The sequence below is a fragment of the Collimonas arenae genome, assembly GCF_000786695.1.
GTDB classification, from domain to species: Bacteria; Pseudomonadota; Gammaproteobacteria; order Burkholderiales; family Burkholderiaceae_D; genus Collimonas; species Collimonas arenae_A.
Genome location: NZ_CP009962.1, coordinates 1,572,670 through 1,590,189, shown reverse-complemented (window position 1 = coordinate 1,590,189; position 17,520 = coordinate 1,572,670). Strand labels below are relative to the sequence as shown.

The window sequence follows — 17,520 nt, the reverse complement described above, 5'->3', positions numbered from 1 at the left end:
TGATGTGTGTGTAAATATTTAATTAGGATTTGTAACTGCGCGGACGACGTATGTAGTTGTAATCATTGATCATGTCGCGCGGCCGGTAGGCTTGCTCGAGGTACTGGCATTCCTCTGCGCTCAGCACAATCTCGCCGGCTTCCACCGCCAGGCGCAACTGCTCAGGGCTGTCGGCGCCGATCATCGGCACGGTCGAATTGCTGTTCTGCGCCACCCAGGCCATGGCGATCTGCCCCGGCTGCACCGCCCTGTCGCTGGCGATCTTGACCACACGGTTAGCGATCTCGACGTCGATCTCATCGCCGAAGAATTGCGACAGGAAAGGATCGTGCTCCGTGCGCGCGCTCTTTTGCACACCGGTCAGGTAGCCGCGCGCCAGCGGGCTGAAGGTCGAGACCGCGATGCCCTTATCCTGGCAATACGGCATCATTTCCCGCTCTTCTTCGCGATACAGCAAGCTATATTGGCATTGCATGTTGACGAACTCGGTCCAGTTGTTTTGCCGCGCAATCGCATTCATCTCGGCAAATTGCCAGGAATACATGGTGCAGGCGCCGATATAGCGCGCCTTGCCGGACTTGACGATATCGTGCAAGGCTTCCATGGTCTCGGCCATCGGCGTGTGCGGATCAAATGCGTGCAACAGGTAGAGGTCGATGTAGTCGGTGCCGATGCGCCGCAGCGAACGGTCGATGGACGCCATCAGGTGCTTGCGCGACGACCCCTGGTCGTTGGCGTCGTCGCTCATGGCGTAAAAGGCCTTGGTCGCCAGCACCAGGCTGTCGCGTTGCTTCAACTTCAACAGCGTGCGGCCCACCACTTCCTCATTGGCGCCGTTGGAATACCAGTCCGCCATGTCGAAAAAATTGATGCCGAGATCCAGTGCGCTCTTGAGAATCGGCGCAGTCTTGTCCTCATCCAGCACCCAGCCTTTCCACTTCGATGATCCCATCGACATGGTGCCAAGACAGAAACGCGATACTTTAAGGCCGGTGCGGCCGAAGCGGACAGTTTGCATGAGAGAGGTGTTTTAAAATGGGTGGATGAGCAGCCATCGTAGGAGCAGGCGCAGGTTGCCGACAAACACAAAATACAGATTGCGCCATCTAAAAAATGCATGGGTGCAAAACCGGATACCTGAATATATTTAGGACAACTTCTCATGCATCACAAATTTCGATAGCACCATCTAATTATTGTGCTGGGCGGGATTGGCCTTTGCGCCGAATATATGCACAGATCAACGCACCTCAGGAAATCTATGCAATTGCAGAACCCCCAGCTTTTAAGGCAACAAGCCCTGATCGGCAACGAATGGCAAGACGCAGACAATCAATCCCGTTTCGATGTCGCCAACCCGGCCAGTGGCGCTGTGATCGGCAGCGTGCCGAACATGGGCGCAGCCGAGACGCGCCGTGCGATCGCCTCGGCCGACGCTGCCTGGCCGGCCTGGCGCCAACGCACAGCCAAGGAACGAAGCGTGATCCTGCGCAAATGGTTCGACCTGGTAATGGCGAACCAGGAAGACCTAGCGCAATTGATGACGGCGGAACAAGGTAAGCCGTTGGCCGAAGCCCGTGGCGAAGTTGCCTACGCCGCATCATTCATTGAATGGTTTGCCGAAGAAGCAAGGCGCAGCTATGGCGACGTGGTGCCGTCACCAGCCAATGACCGCCGCATCGTAGTGATCAAGCAAGCGGTCGGCGTAACTGCCGCAATCACGCCATGGAATTTTCCGCTGGCGATGATCACCCGCAAAGCGGCGCCTGCACTCGCGGCCGGTTGCACCATGATTCTCAAGCCAGCCGAGCAAACTCCCCTGTCCGCCCTGGCCCTGGCCTATCTGGCGCAACAGGCCGGCGTACCGGGCGGCGTGTTGAATGTCGTCACCGGCGATGCGGTACAGATCGGCGGTGAACTGACTTCCAGCGACGTCGTGCGCAAACTATCGTTCACCGGTTCAACCGCTGTGGGCCGTCTGTTGGCGAGTCAATCAGCAAATTCCCTGAAGAAACTTTCCCTGGAACTGGGAGGAAATGCACCTTTCGTCGTTTTTGACGACGCCGATCTGGATGCCGCCGCCGATGGCGCAATGGCCTCGAAATTCCGCAATACCGGCCAGACTTGCGTCTGCGCCAACCGGATCCTGGTGCAAGCGAGCGTCTACGACGCTTTCGCAGCCAAGCTTACGGCGCGCGTAGCAGCGCTGAAAGTTGCCGCCGGCACCGAAGACGGCGCTACCCAAGGACCGTTGATCGATAGCGACGCACTGCACAAAGTAGAAGAACATGTGGCCGATGCCTTGGCCAAGGGCGCCAAGCTCGCCACAGGCGGCGCACGGCATGCGCTCGGCGGCACTTTCTACGAACCGACCGTATTGCTCAATGCAACCCCGGATATGCAACTGGCGCAGGAAGAGACCTTCGGTCCTGTGGCCGGCCTGTTCCGCTTCAACACTGAAGAAGAAGCGATCGCGCTGGCCAACGCCACCGAGTTCGGCCTGTCCGCCTATTTTTACAGCCGCGATGTGGCCCGTGTGTGGCGTGTGGCCGAGGCGCTGGAAGTCGGCATGGTGGGCATCAACACCGGCGTCATTTCGCATGCGGAAGCGCCGTTCGGCGGCGTCAAGCAATCCGGACTGGGCCGCGAAGGCGGCAAATATGGCATCGATGAGTACCTGGAGTTGAAGTACCTGTGCATGGGCGGTTTGTAATCCTCCTGCACAAGCGCTAAAGCGCAAACCTGCGCTTTAGCGAACCGCAGTACCTAAGTCCACGGCTGGCGACAGATACAGTGGACATGATAAAAAATCAAAGGAGAACATATTGAAAAAAATCATCATCAAGACCGGCGGCGCCCTGCTGCTGACTTTGGCGGCGACGGCAGCACAAGCCACCGCAACCCCGCAATGGTGCGCCGAGGGAAAACCGGTCAAATTCGCCGGCGTGACCTGGGAAAGCGCGCAGTTCTTTACCGAAATCGCCAACTTCATCGTCGAAAACGGTTACGGCTGCAAGACCGAAAGCGTAACCGGCAGCACCGCCGTCACGGAAACCGCGCTGGTGTCGAACGATCTGCAAGTCTGGGTCGAGCAATGGGACCGCACCAACGTGATCAAGAAGGGCCGCACCGACGGCAAGATCGATTTGGTCGGCAACATCCTGGCCGGCGGTACCCGTGAAGGCTGGTTCGTCCCGGACTATGTGGTCAACGGCGACGCCAAGCGTGGCATCAAGGCAATTGCGCCCGGTCTGAAATCCGTGGCCGACCTGCCGAAATACAAGGATTTGTTCACCGATGACGAGGATCCGGCCAAGGGGCGTTTCTTGAATTGTCCAAGCGGCTGGGATTGCGAGCGCATCAACAACCAGAAATTCAAGGCGTACAAACTGGCCGCCACTTACACCAATTTCCGTCCTGGCACCGGCGGCGCACTGGACGCCACCATTTCGTCGGCTTATGAGCGCGGCAAACCTATCCTGTTTTACTACTGGTCGCCGGCTGGCCTGATGGGCAAGTACAAATTCGTCCAGCTGCAGGAACCGGAGTTCACGGAAAAATGCTGGAAGACCGTGCAGAACTCCACCACCGACGATGTCTGCGGCACAGTCACGCCGTCATTCAAGCTGACAATCGGTGTCTCTACACCGTTCATCAAGGGCGCGCCAGACGTCATCGCCTTCTTTAACAAACTCTCGGTGCCAGCCGATATCGTCAATCATGCCATTACCGAGATGGGTGAACGCAAGGTCGGCGGCTCGGTGCTTGCTAAAGAATTTCTACAAAAAAACAAAGCGTTATGGACGCAATGGGTTCCTGCCGACGTCGCTCAGAAAGTCGAGCTGAAGCTGTAATTCCCCTACCCTGAGGCCCGCTGCCGCACTATCGCCGGCGCGGGCTCTATCCTGTTTTTGTGGACTTACCGTATCAATCGATAGCAAAGAGCTTATCCGTGGGCGGATACTCTTGGAACGTCGTGTCTTCAGAAGGAAATCAGCATGTCTTTCGAATTCTTTATTCCGATTTCGTTTTCGGAAGTCTTAAATTCCGGTATCAACAACATCGTCCAGAAGTATGGCGACGGCCTGCATGATATTTCCACCTTCATGCTGCGTTACCTGATGGTTCCGCTGGAAGGTTTCCTGCAGTCGATCCCACCGTGGCTGGTGCTGGTGGCCGTCGGCCTGATCAGCTATCACGCCTTGCGCCGGGTACGCTTGAGCATCGTTTTCGTACTGGCGCTGTACTTCATCGGCTGCATGGGCTTATGGGAAAAAACGATCCAGACGCTCAGCATCATGCTGGTTTCCATCATCATCTGCCTGGTTATCGGCGTCCCTATCGGTATCCTGATGGCGCGTAGCAAGCTGCTGTCGCGCCTGCTGCTGCCGCTACTGGATGTGATGCAAACCTTCCCCATGTTCGTCTACATGCTGCCGGCTGTGATGTTGTTCAGCATCGGTAAAGTACCTGCAGTGCTGGCCACCGTCATCTATGCTTTGCCGCCGCTGATCCGCCTGACCGAACTCGGTATCCGCCAGGTCGACCAGGAAACCCGTGACGCTGCCTGGTCCTTCGGCACTACCAAATTCCAGCTATTGATGTGGGTGCAACTGCCGCTGGCGCGCCCCAGCATCATGGCCGGCATCAACCAGACCACCATGCTGGCCCTGGCCATGGTGGTGGTGGCGTCGATGATCGGCGCCCGCGGCCTGGGCGAGGATATTTTGCAAGGGCTGACCAACCTGGATTTTGGCAAAGGCGCGCATGCCGGAGTGGCGGTCGTCATCCTGGCAATCGTGATCGATCGGATTACCCAGGCCTACGGCATGAATCGCCGCCAGCGCTCGCAACTGACCAAGCCGGAGTAAGCCATGACAACTACAAACACAAGCACAAGCACAAGCAAAATTTCGGTACGCAATATCTACAAGGTATTCGGCGCGCAATGCGAATCGGCGCTGGATATGCTGAAGCAGGAAAAAAGCAAGGCGGAAGTCTTGCAGCAGACCGGCTGCAATGTCGGCTTGCGTGATATTTCCCTGGAAATTCCGGAGGCGAAAATCTCCGTCATCATGGGGCTCTCCGGTTCGGGTAAATCGACTCTGGTGCGGCACTTCAACCGCCTGATCGATCCTACCCAGGGCGAAATCCTGATCGACGGCGAAAACATCCTGTCGCTCGATGCGCACGGCCTGCGCCAGCTACGCCGCGACAAGATCAGCATGGTGTTCCAAAGCTTCGGCCTGTTGCCGCACTGGTCGGTGCTGGACAATACCGCCTTTGCCCTGCTAACGCGCGGCGTGAAAAAGAAGGAAGCGCATGAACGCGCGCAGGAATGGCTGGAACGGGTTGGATTGAAGGGTTACTCGAAGGCCTATCCGGACCAGCTGTCCGGCGGCATGCGCCAGCGTGTGGGCCTTGCGCGGGCGCTCGCAGCCGATACCGACATCATCCTGATGGATGAAGCCTTCAGTGCGCTTGATCCGTTGATACGCGCTGAAATGCAAGACCAGCTGCTGGTGCTGCAGGAACGCTTCAACAAGACCATTGTTTTCATCACGCACGATCTGGATGAGGCAATCCACATCGGCGCGCAAATCGCCATCTTGCGCGATGGCGTGCTGGTGCAGGCTGGTACCGCCGACGACATCCTGACTCGCCCTGCCGATGATTACGTCAGGCGCTTTGTCGAAAAACGTTCGAGCGGCTCCAGCCCGCACTGATCCAATGGCATCGGATCAAGCGTCGGGCAGGACTGCGGCAGAAACACCGGTCCGGCGCACCAGGTTTTGCAGCTCCAGTGAAGAGTTGGCGAAGCGCTGGATCATCCATGACCGGAACGATGCAATCGTTTCATCCAGCAGGTCATCGGAATGGGTCAGCAGATAGTAGCCATAACCGTCATCGACCCAGGCGTCGAAGGGCTGCACCAGCGTGCCGTTACGCAGCTCGTCCTGGAACAGCAAGGGATCGAGCAAGGCGATGCCGGTGCCGCTCATCGCATATTGCGCAGCCAGATTGGCGGTCTCGAACACCAGGCCGCGATCCACCGTTACCTTGGGCAATTCCGCTTGCCGTACAAACCTGTCCCACAAACGGTGGCGCGGCTGCCCTTCCAAAATGACATGCACAATCTCGTTGCCAGCGACAAAATCGGCCAGGCTGGCAGCATTGGCGGCTTCTAGCAGGCAAGGATGACACAGCGGTGTCAAGCGCACATGCCACAGCAGGTCCGCAATCAGATCGTTGACTTCGGGTTTTGAATACACCACCGCGATATCGCTATTGATATCAGGCATGCCGACCTTGTTGGGGATCACCAGATCCAGCATCACGTCCGGGAAAATATTCCTGAATTCGCGCAAGATCGGCACCGCCAGGTTATGTGCAAAGGTCGACGGCATCTGAATGTGCAGCACCCGGCGGGATTCTGCGCCGTCCTTGAGAATGTCTTTCAGCACATGCTCGATGCGGTCGAATGATTTGTTCACGACGGGCAGCAACGCACGTCCGGCTTCCGTCAGCTCCAGATGTTGATGCTTGCGCTCAAACAACTTTACGCCTAACAGAGCTTCCAGCGTCAGGATGTGCCGGCTGACGGCGCTTTGCGAGACGAACAGGCTGTTGGCGGCGGCAGTCACGCTCAGGTGCTTGCCGGCGGCTTCGAAAGCGCGCAATGCATTTAATGGCAGACATCGACGGTCCATAGGGTCTCCTAGCCTAGTTATCCTGGCGGCGCATTTTTCATGATTTTTTTGCGCCGCTGTGGCAGACATTCTACCGGCAAATCCGCCTCAAATTTCGTTCTTCGCATCGACCATGCGCGGCACGCCGTCGCCCTTCCTGTGTGCCACGCAAGCAAATGAGCACGTATCTGAATATGCGATGGGCCCATCTAATTATTGCGTTGGGAAACAAACGATTAATCACAGAAGATAAGCCAGCTCGCGGTATGCGCGCACATAAAAATCTATAACAAATCTAAAACGACAAGGAGACAAAACATGCAAAATCTGAATCGCAGCAGCAGCTTCCAACTTCCAGGCAAGGCAATCAAATTGGGACTGCTCCTGCTCGCGGCAACGGCTTCTCAGGCGCATGCCCAAACCAGCGTCACCATGTACGGCAACCTGGATGTATCTATCGGCAAGGAAAGCGGTGGCGCAGTCATCATGGGGCGCGGCTACAACAACTGGCTGGGCTTCAAAGGACAAGAAGATTTGGGCGATGGCTTATCCGCGATCTTCAATCTGCAAACCCGCTTCATTCCCGCCACCGGTGCACAAGAGCGCCCTACCACTTTCTTACAAGGCGAAAGCACGGTCGGCCTGAAAAGCAACACTGTCGGTAGCTTGCGCATCGGACGCGCTGTAACGCCTTTGTGGAACAATATCTGGCTGTTTGAGCCTTGGTACAACAGTGGCTTCAACGGCTCGCTGGCCAGCTACCAGACCGGCAGCTACAGCAGTGACGGCATCAACGATGTAGCGCTCGGTTATGCCAATTTTGCGCGGATCAGCAATGGCGTGTTTTACGATTCCCCGGACTTTTCAGGTTTCAGGTTTGCCGTGGCTGGCGAGGTTGAAAGGAATCCCTTGGCTAAAACGCGCAACGTCGGCATTTCGCTCAACTATGGCAAAGGCCCGGTGGGCGCCATGGCGTCGTATGAGCGCAACGACAACAACGATAATATCTATTTCCTCGGCGGCTCCTATGCTTTCGGTGGGCTAGTGATCATGGGCTCCTACGCGCATACCAAACTGGTTGGCGTGAATGCCGCGGCAGCTGGTCGCAGCAGCGAACGGCTGATGGTGCTGGCTGCCACCTATGCAGTCGGTGCGGATACCATCAAGGCCGGTTATGGACGCAATCAGGATAGCGGCAATCACAAGGTCAGCCTTGGATACAGTCACCCGCTTTCCAAGCGCACCGCGTTATACGCAGACCTGTATCGGGAAAAGATCGTTGTGAACACCACCGGTTACGCAGTGGGCATGAGCCACACGTTCTAGTTTTGCGATGCCAGGCTCCATGTCCGCTTTTTCATAAAATCGAAGGCATGCGAATTTAAAAGGAGGAGAGCTTTTTTACGACAAATCCCGCTGTCGTAAAAACTCTGCCTCTTTTGGCGCTTTAGGTAGTGCGGGCGTGGGCACCCGCAACAATTAATCCCACTCTGACCCCAATTGTTTTATCCGCCTGCACGCCTCTTTTACCAACTTGCCATTTCGGCAAATTAATTTCCTCCAGAAAAATATTTTCGTTATCCGTGAACTCGTTACATAAGGATACATCTGACACATTATCAATCTAGTGTTCCGGCTTTGAACCTTTGATAATTACATTACTCGACAAACAAAAAAATTTCTGGAGGTCAAAATGGATAACCCAAAACCAAACAATCGCATTCATCCGTTAGTTGCTGCGGCAGCGGTTGCCGTTACTCTTGCCAGCCTGGTTGGTGTAGCTGCAATGACTGGCTTGTTCCCTAGCTCGCAATCGACACCCGCACCTGTCGCCGCGATGTCACCTGATTACAACAGCCAGCAACAGCCGTCAGGTCAGGCAATGAATAACGGCGCGCCGCAAGCCGGCCAGAATGGTTACTACGCGCAGCAACAGCCGACGCAGGCGCAACAATCGCAGCAAGCGCCACGTCCGGAATATGCGCAAGCGCCACGCTCTGAATACGCACAGGCGCCGCGCCAGCCGGCTCCAGCGCCACAGCCGGCGATCTGCCACAGCTGCGGTCGGGTCGAGTCGATCCAGGCTATCCAGCATGCAGCCCCGCCTAGCGGTTTGGGGATTGCCGCAGGCGCGGTTTTGGGTGGCGTCCTGGGTCACCAGGTCGGCCATGGTAACGGCAACACCCTGGCGACAGTAGCCGGCGCGGTAGGCGGCGGTTTTGCCGGTAACGAAGTTGAAAAACGCACCCGCACCAATACGACTTACCAGGTGATGGTGCGGATGGAAGACGGCAAGCTGCGCAGCTTCCCGCAGTCCGGCCAGGGCTGGCAAGTCGGCGATCCGGTCCGTGTAGTCAACGGCCACCTGGAAGGCCGCGGCTAAAACCTGTTCCACCAATAAAAAACCCGCTGTTGCTACGAATGTAGCGACAGCGGGTTTTTTATTTAAGAGGCTATTGCAAACACAGATGGCTAGGCGCTCCGACGAAGACAGTACGAGTAGTACGGCCAGGATGGTGTAGCAGGGGTTTCAGACGACATTGTCGTCTGCCTTCGGAACAACCCGGGCTTGCAAGCCCGGGCTCGCCCTGCAAGGACAACAACGCCAGGCGTGTTTGCAACAGCCTTTAAGTAACGATTATCTGGCTTCTTCTATCCAGGCAGCTTGTATCGCTTCCAGGATTTTTTCGCCGGTACGCTTTGGATCATCATCGAAGCCGTCCAGTTCAAGCACCCAGTTATGCAAATCGGTAAAACGGATTTTCTCCGGATCGACATCCGGGAATTTGTCGTACAAGGCTTCTGCAATTTCCAGTGTATCTATCCATTTCATGAGACGGCTCCCCTTTCGCTTAGTGGTTTTCGCTGGCGTGGTTGATGGTGTACTTGGGAATTTCGACCACCAGGTCTTCTTCGCCGAGGATAGCCTGGCATGACAGGCGAGAAGTCGCTTCCAGGCCCCAGGCCATGTCCAGCAAGTCTTCTTCCTTGTCATCCAGCTCGCCTAATGAGGCAAAGCCTTCGCGCACCACCACGTGGCATGTCGTGCAAGCGCAGGATTTTTCACAGGCGTGCTCGATCTCGATGTCATGGTCCAGCAAGGCATCGCAGACCGATTGTCCGCGCGGGGCTTCAATCACGACGCCCTCGGGGCAGTAGGTAGGATGGGGCAATACGACGATTTGGGGCACTTGGTTTACCTCGGGAATAGGTTGATACTTTTTTGTGAAATGAGTTACGACACTTGGTCCAGTGTCTTGCCGGTCAGTGCATCATGCACGCTGCGATCCATGCGGCGCGCAGCGAAATCTTCGGTGCCATGCGCCAGCGCCTCGACTGCCGCCTTGATCGCCAGATGGTCGGCGCCTTGCGTCTGCGTACGGACAACGGCAATCAACGCCGTAATCGCAGCCTGCTCTTCGGCGGACAACAACGCAGCATCGCTTTGCAAGGCCGATTCGGTCGCCAGCACGATGCGCTCCGCTTCTACCTGCTCTTCTCTTAACGCACGCGCCTGCATGTCGACGTCGGCCGAGGCAAACGACTCCTGCAACATGCGCGAAATGTCGTCATCCGCCAATCCATAGGATGGCTTGACGCTGATCGACGCTTCCACGCCGGAACGCAGTTCACGCGCCGAGACTGACAGCAAGCCGTCGGCATCAACCTGATAGGTCACGCGAATCCGCGCCGCACCGGCCGCCATCGGCGGAATACCGCGCAGTTCAAACTTGGCCAGTGAACGACAATCGCTGACCAGTTCGCGCTCGCCTTGCAGGATCTGGATCGCCATCGCGGTCTGGCCATCCTTGAAGGTAGTGAATTCCTGCGCACGGGCGCAAGGAATGGTCGAATTGCGCGGGATGACTTTTTCCACCAGGCCGCCCATGGTTTCTATACCCAACGATAAGGGAATCACATCCAGCAGCAGCCAGTCGTCGCCGGCGGCACGGTTGCCAGCCAGCAGGTTGGCCTGGATCGCAGCGCCCAGCGCCACTACCTTGTCGGGATCGATGTTCGCCAGCGGCGTAGTATGGAAATACGCACCGACCGCCTTGCGGATGCTTGGCATGCGGGTAGCGCCGCCGACCAGCACCACGCCATCGACATCGTCGGCGCTCAATTCGGCATCGCGCAATGCCTTGCGTGTCGGCGTCAACGTTTTGGCCACCAGATGCTGGGTAATCTCATCGAAAATTTCGGCGGTCAGCAGCAGGTGCACGCGCTCGCCGGAGTTCAACACAGCATCAATGGTGACTTCCGCTTTGGTCGACAGCAGTTCCTTGGCTTCGCGCGCCTTCACCATCAGCACTCGCGTGTCTTCGTCGGACAACGGCGCCAGCGCGGCTTCCTTGCTGATCCAGCAAAATAGCCGGTGATCGAAATCATCGCCGCCGAGGGCCGAGTCGCCACCGGTCGCCAGCACTTCGAACACACCCTTGGTCAGCTTCAGAATCGAGATATCGAAAGTGCCGCCGCCCAGGTCATAGACCACGTAGACGCCTTCCGAGGCGTTATCCAGGCCGTAGGCGATCGCCGCCGCCGTAGGCTCATTGAGCAGGCGAAGCACGTTGAGGCCGGCCAGCTTGGCCGCGTCCTTGGTGGCCTGGCGCTGCGCATCGTCGAAATAGGCTGGTACGGTAATCACCGCACCGACCAGGTCGTCGCCCAGCGCATCTTCCGCTTGCTGGCGCAAGGTCGCCAGGATTTCCGCTGAAATTTCCACCGGGCTCTTGACGCCAGCCACTGTCTTCAACTGCACCATGCCTGGCGCATCGAGAAAATCGTAGGGCAGGTTCTCAGCGTAGGCGATGTCCTTGAGGCCGCGGCCCATGAAGCGCTTGACCGACAAGATCGTGTTCTTCGGGTCAGTCGTCTGTGCAGCTTGCGCCTTATAGCCGATATGAGCATTGCCGTTCGGCAGATAGCGCACGATGGACGGCATCAGCGGCCGCCCTGCTTCGTCGTTCAGCACTTCAGGAATACTGTTACGCACCGTAGCGACCAGTGAATTGGTGGTGCCCAGGTCTATCCCTACCGCCAACCGGTGTTGATGCGGAGCGGTGGACATGCCTGGTTCTGAGATTTGCAAAAGTGCCATGGGGGTGTCTTGCTTTCCGTTTATTGCTTTATTGTGGCAGGGCGATGCGGATACCGAGACCGATAAACGCAGTGCCCGCCAAGCGGTTCATGATGGTGGCGGCCGATTTCTTGCGCTGGAAGAATGCGCCGACCATGCCTGAAAACAGGGCGACCACGCTAAAAATGGCCAGCGCCTGCAGGATAAATACCGCTGCCAGCAGCAACATCTGCGCCGGGATATGGCCGGCGCTTGCGTTCACGAACTGCGGCAGGAATGCGATAAAGAACAGCGTCACTTTCGGATTCAGCATATTGGCGATCACGCTCTGCCAATAGATGCGGGACAGCTTCATCGGCGCAACATTGCCTTGCAGATGAATCGCCGAATGCGAACGCAAGGTGCGGACGCCGATGTACACCAGATAGCCAGCGCCAGCATAGCGCAGCAGCGAATACGCCAGCGGCGAAGCCTTGATCAGCGCGGCGAAACCGAGCACCGCCAGCATCGTATGAAAAATCAGGCCCGAGCTGAAACCAAGTGCGGAGACCAGCCCGGCCTTGCGGCCCTGGGCGATGCCGCGCGTCAGTACATAAATATTATCCGGCCCCGGCGCCAGGGTCAGGGTTATCGCGGCGATCAGGAATAACCAGATATCGGGCATGCCAGTACTCAGTCAATAATTTGGTTAATCAAGATTCGAGGATAGCGAAAGCATTGCTGATCTCTTCGCCGAACTTTTCCAGGAACATCAATTGCCGCACAAATTGCGCCGCTTTCTCGAAATCCCCGGCATCCAGCAATGCGCCGATGTGTTGCAGATCCGCTCTACGGGCCGCACGCAATTCGCGATCCAGCTGCTCCAGCGCTTCCAGGTTTTTACCGGCGCGCGCATCGTCCAGCATTTCGCGCCACTCCATCTGCTGCATCAGGAAAGCCGCCGGCATCGCCGTATTCGACTCCGCCTGCAACGCGACGCCGTTCAGCTCGCACATATAGGCGGCGCGCTTGAACGGGCTCTTGAGGATCTGGTAGGCCTCGTTGGCGCGTGTGGTCCATTGCATCGCCACGCGCTTTTCAGCCGCGGTGGCGTTGACGAAACGGTCGGGGTGCGTCTGGTTCTGCACCTCGTGATAAGCCTGGTCCAGCGCCGTCGTATCGAGTGTGAAGCGTTGCGGCAACTGGAACAGTTCAAAGTGATTTTGCATGTTTACTCTGGCAGATCAGGGGACCCACAAAACAAAAGCCTGTTGTGGTTCAACAGGCTTGGCAGTTCAACCGTAGTTCAAACCAGCGAAAAATCCGGATCAGATCCGGAAACTTTCGCCGCAGCCGCATTCGTCCTTGACGTTCGGGTTGTAGAACTTGAAGCCTTCGTTCAAGCCTTCACGGGCGAAATCAAGTTCGGTGCCATCGATATACGGCAAGCTCTTGGGATCGACAAACACCTGGATACCGTGCGATTCGAACACTGCATCTTCGTCAGTCTTCTCATCCACGTATTCCAGCTTGTAGGCCAGCCCCGAGCAACCGGTCGTACGCACGCCGAAGCGCAGGCCGATGCCCTTGCCGCGACGTTCGATATAGCGGTTGATATGCTTCGCCGCTTTTTCTGTCAGTGTGATTGCCATAACCGTCAGCGCCTTTTATGCTGCTTGTTTCTGCTCGCCGTGCTTGGCTTTGTAATCTTCAACTGCGGCCTTGATTGCATCTTCGGCCAGGATCGAGCAGTGGATCTTCACTGGCGGCAGCGCCAGTTCTTCGGCGATCTGGGTGTTCTTGATCGACATTGCCTGGTCCAGGGTCTTGCCCTTGACCCATTCAGTCACCAGCGACGATGAAGCAATCGCCGAGCCGCAACCGTAGGTCTTGAACTTGGCGTCCTGGATGACGCCATCCGCGCCGACCTTGATCTGCAACTTCATGACGTCGCCGCAAGCTGGCGCGCCAACCATACCGGTACCGACAGTCTCGTCGCCTTTTTCAAAAGCGCCGACATTGCGTGGATTTTCGTAGTGATCCAAAACTTTTGCTGAGTAAGACATTTTACTGCTCCTTGTTTAATGCTGCGGCGCTGAAAATTCAATCAGCCGCAGAGAATTTCTAGTGCGCCGCCCATTGGATCGTACTGATATCGATCCCGTCTTTATACATATCCCACAGTGGCGACAACTCGCGCAGTTTCGCTACCTTGGTCTTGATCAGTTCGATCGTGAAGTCGATGTCTTCTTCGGTCGTGAAGCGGCCGATGGTGAAGCGGATCGAGCTGTGCGCCAGTTCGTCGCTGCGCCCCAGTGCGCGCAATACGTACGATGGCTCCAGGCTGGCCGACGTGCAGGCCGAGCCGGACGACACCGCGATATCCTTGATCGCCATGATCAGCGATTCGCCTTCAACATAGTTGAAGCTGACATTCAGGTTATGCGGCACACGGTGCGCCATGTCGCCATTCACATACACTTCTTCAATTGTTTGCAGGCCGGTCGCCAGGCGGTCGCGCAATGCCTTGATACGAACGATCTCTTCATCCATTTCTTCACGGGCGATTTCAAACGCCGCGCCCATGCCGACGATCTGGTGCGTAGGCAAGGTGCCCGAACGCAAGCCGCGCTCGTGACCGCCGCCGTGCATTTGCGCTTCCAGGCGTACGCGCGGTTTGCGGCGTACGTACAGGGCGCCAACGCCCTTCGGACCATACGTCTTGTGCGCGGTGAAAGTCATCAGGTCGACTTTCCATTTTTCCAGGTCGATCACGACCTTGCCGGTGGCTTGCGCCGCGTCGCAATGAAAAATGATGCCCTTTTGGCGGCACAGTTCGCCGATTTCTTCAATCGGCTGGATCACGCCGATTTCATTGTTCACCAGCATGACCGAGATCAAAATCGTGTCTGGGCGGATCGCCGCTTCCAGCTGCTCGATGGTGATCAGGCCGTTGTCTTGCGGTTGCAGGTAAGTCGCTTCAAAACCCTGGCGCTCCAGTTCGCGCACCACGTCCAGCACCGCTTTATGTTCGGTCTTGACGGTGATGATGTGCTTACCCTTGGTCTTGTAGAAATTGGCTGCGCCCTTGATCGCCAGATTGTTGCCTTCGGTGGCGCCGGAAGTCCAGATGATCTCGCGTGAATCGGCGTTGACCAGCTTGGCGACTTGCTCGCGCGCATCTTCCACGGCTTTTTCAGCGGACCAGCCATACATGTGGCTACGCGAGGCCGGATTGCCGAACTGCTCGCGCAGGTAAGGAATCATCTTGTCGGCAACACGCGGATCGATCGGCGTGGTTGCCGAATAATCCATGTAAATCGGGAAGTGAGGCGCCTTCAATGTGTCTATCAGGCTTTTTTCCAAGGGTGCGTTCATACTATTTTGAGCTCCAATCAAGCAACCAGGTGGGACCGATGCATCACCACCACGTTTTGTTCCAGGGTCTTCTTTTGCTGCGCGTGCTGCTGTTCTACCAAATCCTTCAACGACACCGAATCCAGATATTCGACCATCTTCGAATTCAGGGTCGACCACAGGTCGTGCGTCATGCAGCGGCCGCCGCCTTCGTGATCCGGGCTGTGGCAATTTTCCTTGCCGCCGCACTGGGTCGCATCCAGCGGTTCGTCGACCGCAATGATGATATCGGCCACAGTGACGTCCTCTGCTTTGCGCGCCAGGTTGTATCCGCCGCCTGGCCCGCGTACGGATTCAACAATCTGGTGACGGCGCAACTTACCGAACAATTGTTCGAGATACGAAAGAGAAATCTCTTGCCGTTCGCTGATGGCGGACAAAGTCACCGGACCCTTGCCCTGGCGCAATGCCAAATCGATCATCGCAGTTACCGCAAACCGGCCTTTTGTAGTCAGACGCATGTAATCTCCGCTCTTAAAGCTATCTATCCGCGCATCCGTACTCCGAATCGCGCAGTGTGACGACAGTATACCAAACTTGAGTGAATCCGTCAGGTATTACCCAATTCCTGGAATCCCGCGCCAGTCTTGGGTTTCAGGGTAGTTAACATTTAATCAACCACAGAAAAACAGGGTATACCGAAAAGCGGATGTTTCGAGGAAAAAAAGCAACATACTTATAGGATGGACCCGGCAGAAAAGCGTTTCCTGCAAAAAATTTATGCAAGGATGCGGCGCTTAAACCTATAATACTGACCCTCCCGCACAGTCCTCTTTTGAGCAGCACTTACACTTAGCATGGCCATCCGCAAATCCAAGACACCGCAATCACCGACACAGAGAGCCGACCAGAAACGCGTCGACATCCTGAAGTCCGCCGGCAAGTGCTTCCGCAAGAACGGCTTTCACCAGACCTCGATGCAGGAGATCTGCACCGAAGTGGGCCTGGGACCGGGCGCGGTGTATCGCTATTTCACCAGCAAGGACGCCATCATCGCGGCCATGGCCGAGGATGAACGCCGCCAGGCGCGCACCATGTTGTCGGAGTTTCATGACACCGACGACCTGCCGCAAGCCTTGTCTGCCATCACCCGCGCCTTCGCTGATCGCTACGCTGCGATCAGCGATGCCGGCCTGATGACGGAAATCTATGCAGAGGGATTGCGCAACAAGCGGGTTGGCGCGGTCATCAAGAAGGCGGAGACGGAATGGGTGGACGGCCTGGCAGACATGCTGCGCACCGCCCAGGAACGCGGCCAGATCGATGCTGCGCTGAATGCCCAGCAAGCAGCGCTGTTGCTGACCGCAATGTGGGATGGCATCGTGATCCGCCAGGCCTACACGCAAGAAGTGCCGGAAGCCATGATGAACTTGTTTGACGACATGCTGAAGCGCTGGCTGTCGACCGCAGCGGTGAGCACCAAGCGCGTCAAGCCGGCGCCAGCGCCGAAGCCGGTTATAGCCGCACCGGAATTCGACTTTGCGCCGGAACCAGAGCCTGCCGCGGAAAAGACCCCGACGCAAGCCGAGACCGACCTGCGGCAGATGAGCCTGATCTAATTACGCGCTTCGTTTCAATAGCTGCATCGGGCCGAACAAGGCTTGCATGCCGGCATTACCGATAAAGCTGAGATTGTAAGGATGCTCGGCGACCGCTTTCGGAAAGCGCGCAGTGACCGGGTAGGCATGCAACTGCTCGGCGATTTTCCCCCACAGCACCAGCGTCGGCAAAGGCTCGCCGCGCCCTTCTGCGGCATCGGCCAACCCTTGCAGCACCGCCTGCATGAACGGCTGCCAGGCCTTGGCGTCTTTCACCGGCGCCACGTCGGAACGAAACACCAACGACGCATTCAGCAACAGGAATCCCTGCCCCACCATATTGTCCTGCAAATCCGCCAGCAACTGGATCGCCGGCGAACCCGCCGCTTGCGCTTGCTGCGCCACGCCAGACATGGCGTCGCCGGTAGTGCTTTCAATCGCCAGCTGGCCATCAGCCACCAGCAACATTTTCATGAAATTGCGCAGCGACGTAGCACGATTGACCTGCTTGGACAAACCCTTCTCAGACCACAGCGAACCCACCGCGCCATCCATGAAACAGACGCCTGTAGCGCTGGCTGCGCGCGGATAAGGCCCCTCGCCTACCAGCACGTAACGCACAGCGTCCAGCGGTTGAGTAAAGGCAGCGAACATACGGCCTTCGGTCGGCAAATACTCAGTCGCGGCCAGGTCTTTCAAGTAGACTGGATTGGCCTGCGCGACTGCGCGCAAACCGTTCTCCAGAATGACGAGCCAGGAAGCGTGCACGCCACGTAAAGCATCACGAATTGAAGCAGGAAGAAAGTCAGTCATAAAC

The 17,520-nt window shown here is 57.0% G+C and carries 19 protein-coding genes; 7 read left to right on the top strand and 12 right to left on the bottom strand.

What is annotated here, in order from left to right:
- Positions 1–22 precede the first annotated feature (22 nt).
- A complete protein-coding gene (locus LT85_RS07205) occupies positions 23–1,018 on the bottom strand; it encodes an aldo/keto reductase (RefSeq protein ID WP_038487016.1) in 996 nt (331 codons plus the stop codon).
- Between the two features lie 243 nt (positions 1,019–1,261).
- Between LT85_RS07205 and LT85_RS07200 the strand changes: the two genes are divergently transcribed.
- The 4 genes from LT85_RS07200 to LT85_RS07185 all read left to right on the top strand — a co-directional run bounded on the left by LT85_RS07200 (position 1,262) and on the right by LT85_RS07185 (position 5,726).
- A complete protein-coding gene (locus LT85_RS07200; RefSeq protein ID WP_038487014.1) occupies positions 1,262–2,713 on the top strand; it encodes an NAD-dependent succinate-semialdehyde dehydrogenase in 1,452 nt (483 codons plus the stop codon).
- A gap of 112 nt (positions 2,714–2,825) precedes the next feature.
- Positions 2,826–3,854 (top strand): ABC transporter substrate-binding protein, encoded by a 1,029-nt coding sequence (locus LT85_RS07195; protein ID WP_172656954.1) that lies wholly within the window; start codon positions 2,826–2,828, stop codon positions 3,852–3,854.
- Between the two features lie 144 nt (positions 3,855–3,998).
- Positions 3,999–4,871: an ABC transporter permease gene (locus LT85_RS07190; RefSeq protein WP_038487012.1), complete on the top strand. Its 873-nt coding sequence runs from the start codon at positions 3,999–4,001 to the stop codon at positions 4,869–4,871.
- 3 nt (positions 4,872–4,874) lie between these two features.
- The gene (locus tag LT85_RS07185) at positions 4,875–5,726 is read left to right on the top strand and encodes a quaternary amine ABC transporter ATP-binding protein (RefSeq protein WP_052134812.1); all 852 of its coding nucleotides are present in this window, start codon (positions 4,875–4,877) and stop codon (positions 5,724–5,726) included.
- A gap of 15 nt (positions 5,727–5,741) precedes the next feature.
- Here LT85_RS07185 and LT85_RS07180 read toward each other — a convergent pair whose 3' ends face one another.
- Positions 5,742–6,710 carry a LysR substrate-binding domain-containing protein gene (locus tag LT85_RS07180; RefSeq protein WP_172656953.1) on the bottom strand — a complete coding sequence of 323 codons (969 nt, stop codon included), beginning with the start codon at positions 6,708–6,710 and terminating at the stop codon, positions 5,742–5,744.
- Positions 6,711–7,007: 297 nt separating this feature from the next.
- Here LT85_RS07180 and LT85_RS07175 point away from each other — a divergent pair, with 297 nt between their 5' ends.
- Both LT85_RS07175 and LT85_RS07170 read left to right on the top strand, forming a co-directional pair.
- Complete coding sequence (locus LT85_RS07175) at positions 7,008–8,015, top strand: porin (protein WP_052134809.1); 1,008 nt, start codon at positions 7,008–7,010, stop codon at positions 8,013–8,015.
- A 367-nt stretch (positions 8,016–8,382) separates the two neighbouring features.
- Complete coding sequence (locus tag LT85_RS07170; RefSeq protein ID WP_052134808.1) at positions 8,383–9,072, top strand: glycine zipper 2TM domain-containing protein; 690 nt, start codon at positions 8,383–8,385, stop codon at positions 9,070–9,072.
- A 255-nt stretch (positions 9,073–9,327) separates the two neighbouring features.
- On the opposite strand, the gene iscX is transcribed toward LT85_RS07170, so the two are convergent.
- From iscX to iscR, 9 genes are all read right to left on the bottom strand, one after another.
- The gene (gene iscX, locus LT85_RS07165; protein ID WP_038487008.1) at positions 9,328–9,522 is read right to left on the bottom strand and encodes a Fe-S cluster assembly protein IscX; all 195 of its coding nucleotides are present in this window, start codon (positions 9,520–9,522) and stop codon (positions 9,328–9,330) included.
- Between the two features lie 19 nt (positions 9,523–9,541).
- Positions 9,542–9,880 carry an ISC system 2Fe-2S type ferredoxin gene (gene fdx, locus LT85_RS07160; protein WP_038487006.1) on the bottom strand — a complete coding sequence of 113 codons (339 nt, stop codon included), beginning with the start codon at positions 9,878–9,880 and terminating at the stop codon, positions 9,542–9,544.
- Between the two features lie 44 nt (positions 9,881–9,924).
- Positions 9,925–11,790: a Fe-S protein assembly chaperone HscA gene (gene hscA, locus LT85_RS07155; RefSeq protein ID WP_038487004.1), complete on the bottom strand. Its 1,866-nt coding sequence runs from the start codon at positions 11,788–11,790 to the stop codon at positions 9,925–9,927.
- Between the two features lie 28 nt (positions 11,791–11,818).
- A complete protein-coding gene (locus tag LT85_RS07150; RefSeq protein ID WP_038487002.1) occupies positions 11,819–12,433 on the bottom strand; it encodes a LysE family translocator in 615 nt (204 codons plus the stop codon).
- A gap of 28 nt (positions 12,434–12,461) precedes the next feature.
- Positions 12,462–12,977 carry a Fe-S protein assembly co-chaperone HscB gene (gene hscB, locus LT85_RS07145; RefSeq protein WP_038487000.1) on the bottom strand — a complete coding sequence of 172 codons (516 nt, stop codon included), beginning with the start codon at positions 12,975–12,977 and terminating at the stop codon, positions 12,462–12,464.
- 99 nt (positions 12,978–13,076) lie between these two features.
- Positions 13,077–13,400, bottom strand: coding sequence for an iron-sulfur cluster assembly protein IscA (gene iscA, locus LT85_RS07140; RefSeq protein ID WP_014007106.1), 324 nt, complete (start codon positions 13,398–13,400; stop codon positions 13,077–13,079).
- Between the two features lie 15 nt (positions 13,401–13,415).
- A complete protein-coding gene (iscU, locus tag LT85_RS07135; RefSeq protein WP_038486996.1) occupies positions 13,416–13,814 on the bottom strand; it encodes a Fe-S cluster assembly scaffold IscU in 399 nt (132 codons plus the stop codon).
- A 58-nt stretch (positions 13,815–13,872) separates the two neighbouring features.
- A complete protein-coding gene (locus LT85_RS07130) occupies positions 13,873–15,126 on the bottom strand; it encodes an IscS subfamily cysteine desulfurase (protein ID WP_038486994.1) in 1,254 nt (417 codons plus the stop codon).
- A gap of 17 nt (positions 15,127–15,143) precedes the next feature.
- The gene (gene iscR, locus LT85_RS07125) at positions 15,144–15,626 is read right to left on the bottom strand and encodes a Fe-S cluster assembly transcriptional regulator IscR (RefSeq protein WP_038486992.1); all 483 of its coding nucleotides are present in this window, start codon (positions 15,624–15,626) and stop codon (positions 15,144–15,146) included.
- A 336-nt stretch (positions 15,627–15,962) separates the two neighbouring features.
- Between iscR and LT85_RS07120 the strand changes: the two genes are divergently transcribed.
- Positions 15,963–16,724 (top strand): TetR/AcrR family transcriptional regulator, encoded by a 762-nt coding sequence (locus tag LT85_RS07120; RefSeq protein ID WP_038486990.1) that lies wholly within the window; start codon positions 15,963–15,965, stop codon positions 16,722–16,724.
- Here the strand turns inward: LT85_RS07120 and LT85_RS07115 are convergent, their stop codons facing one another.
- Positions 16,725–17,516, bottom strand: coding sequence for a uracil-DNA glycosylase (locus LT85_RS07115; protein ID WP_038486987.1), 792 nt, complete (start codon positions 17,514–17,516; stop codon positions 16,725–16,727).
- Positions 17,517–17,520: the final 4 nt, after the last annotated feature.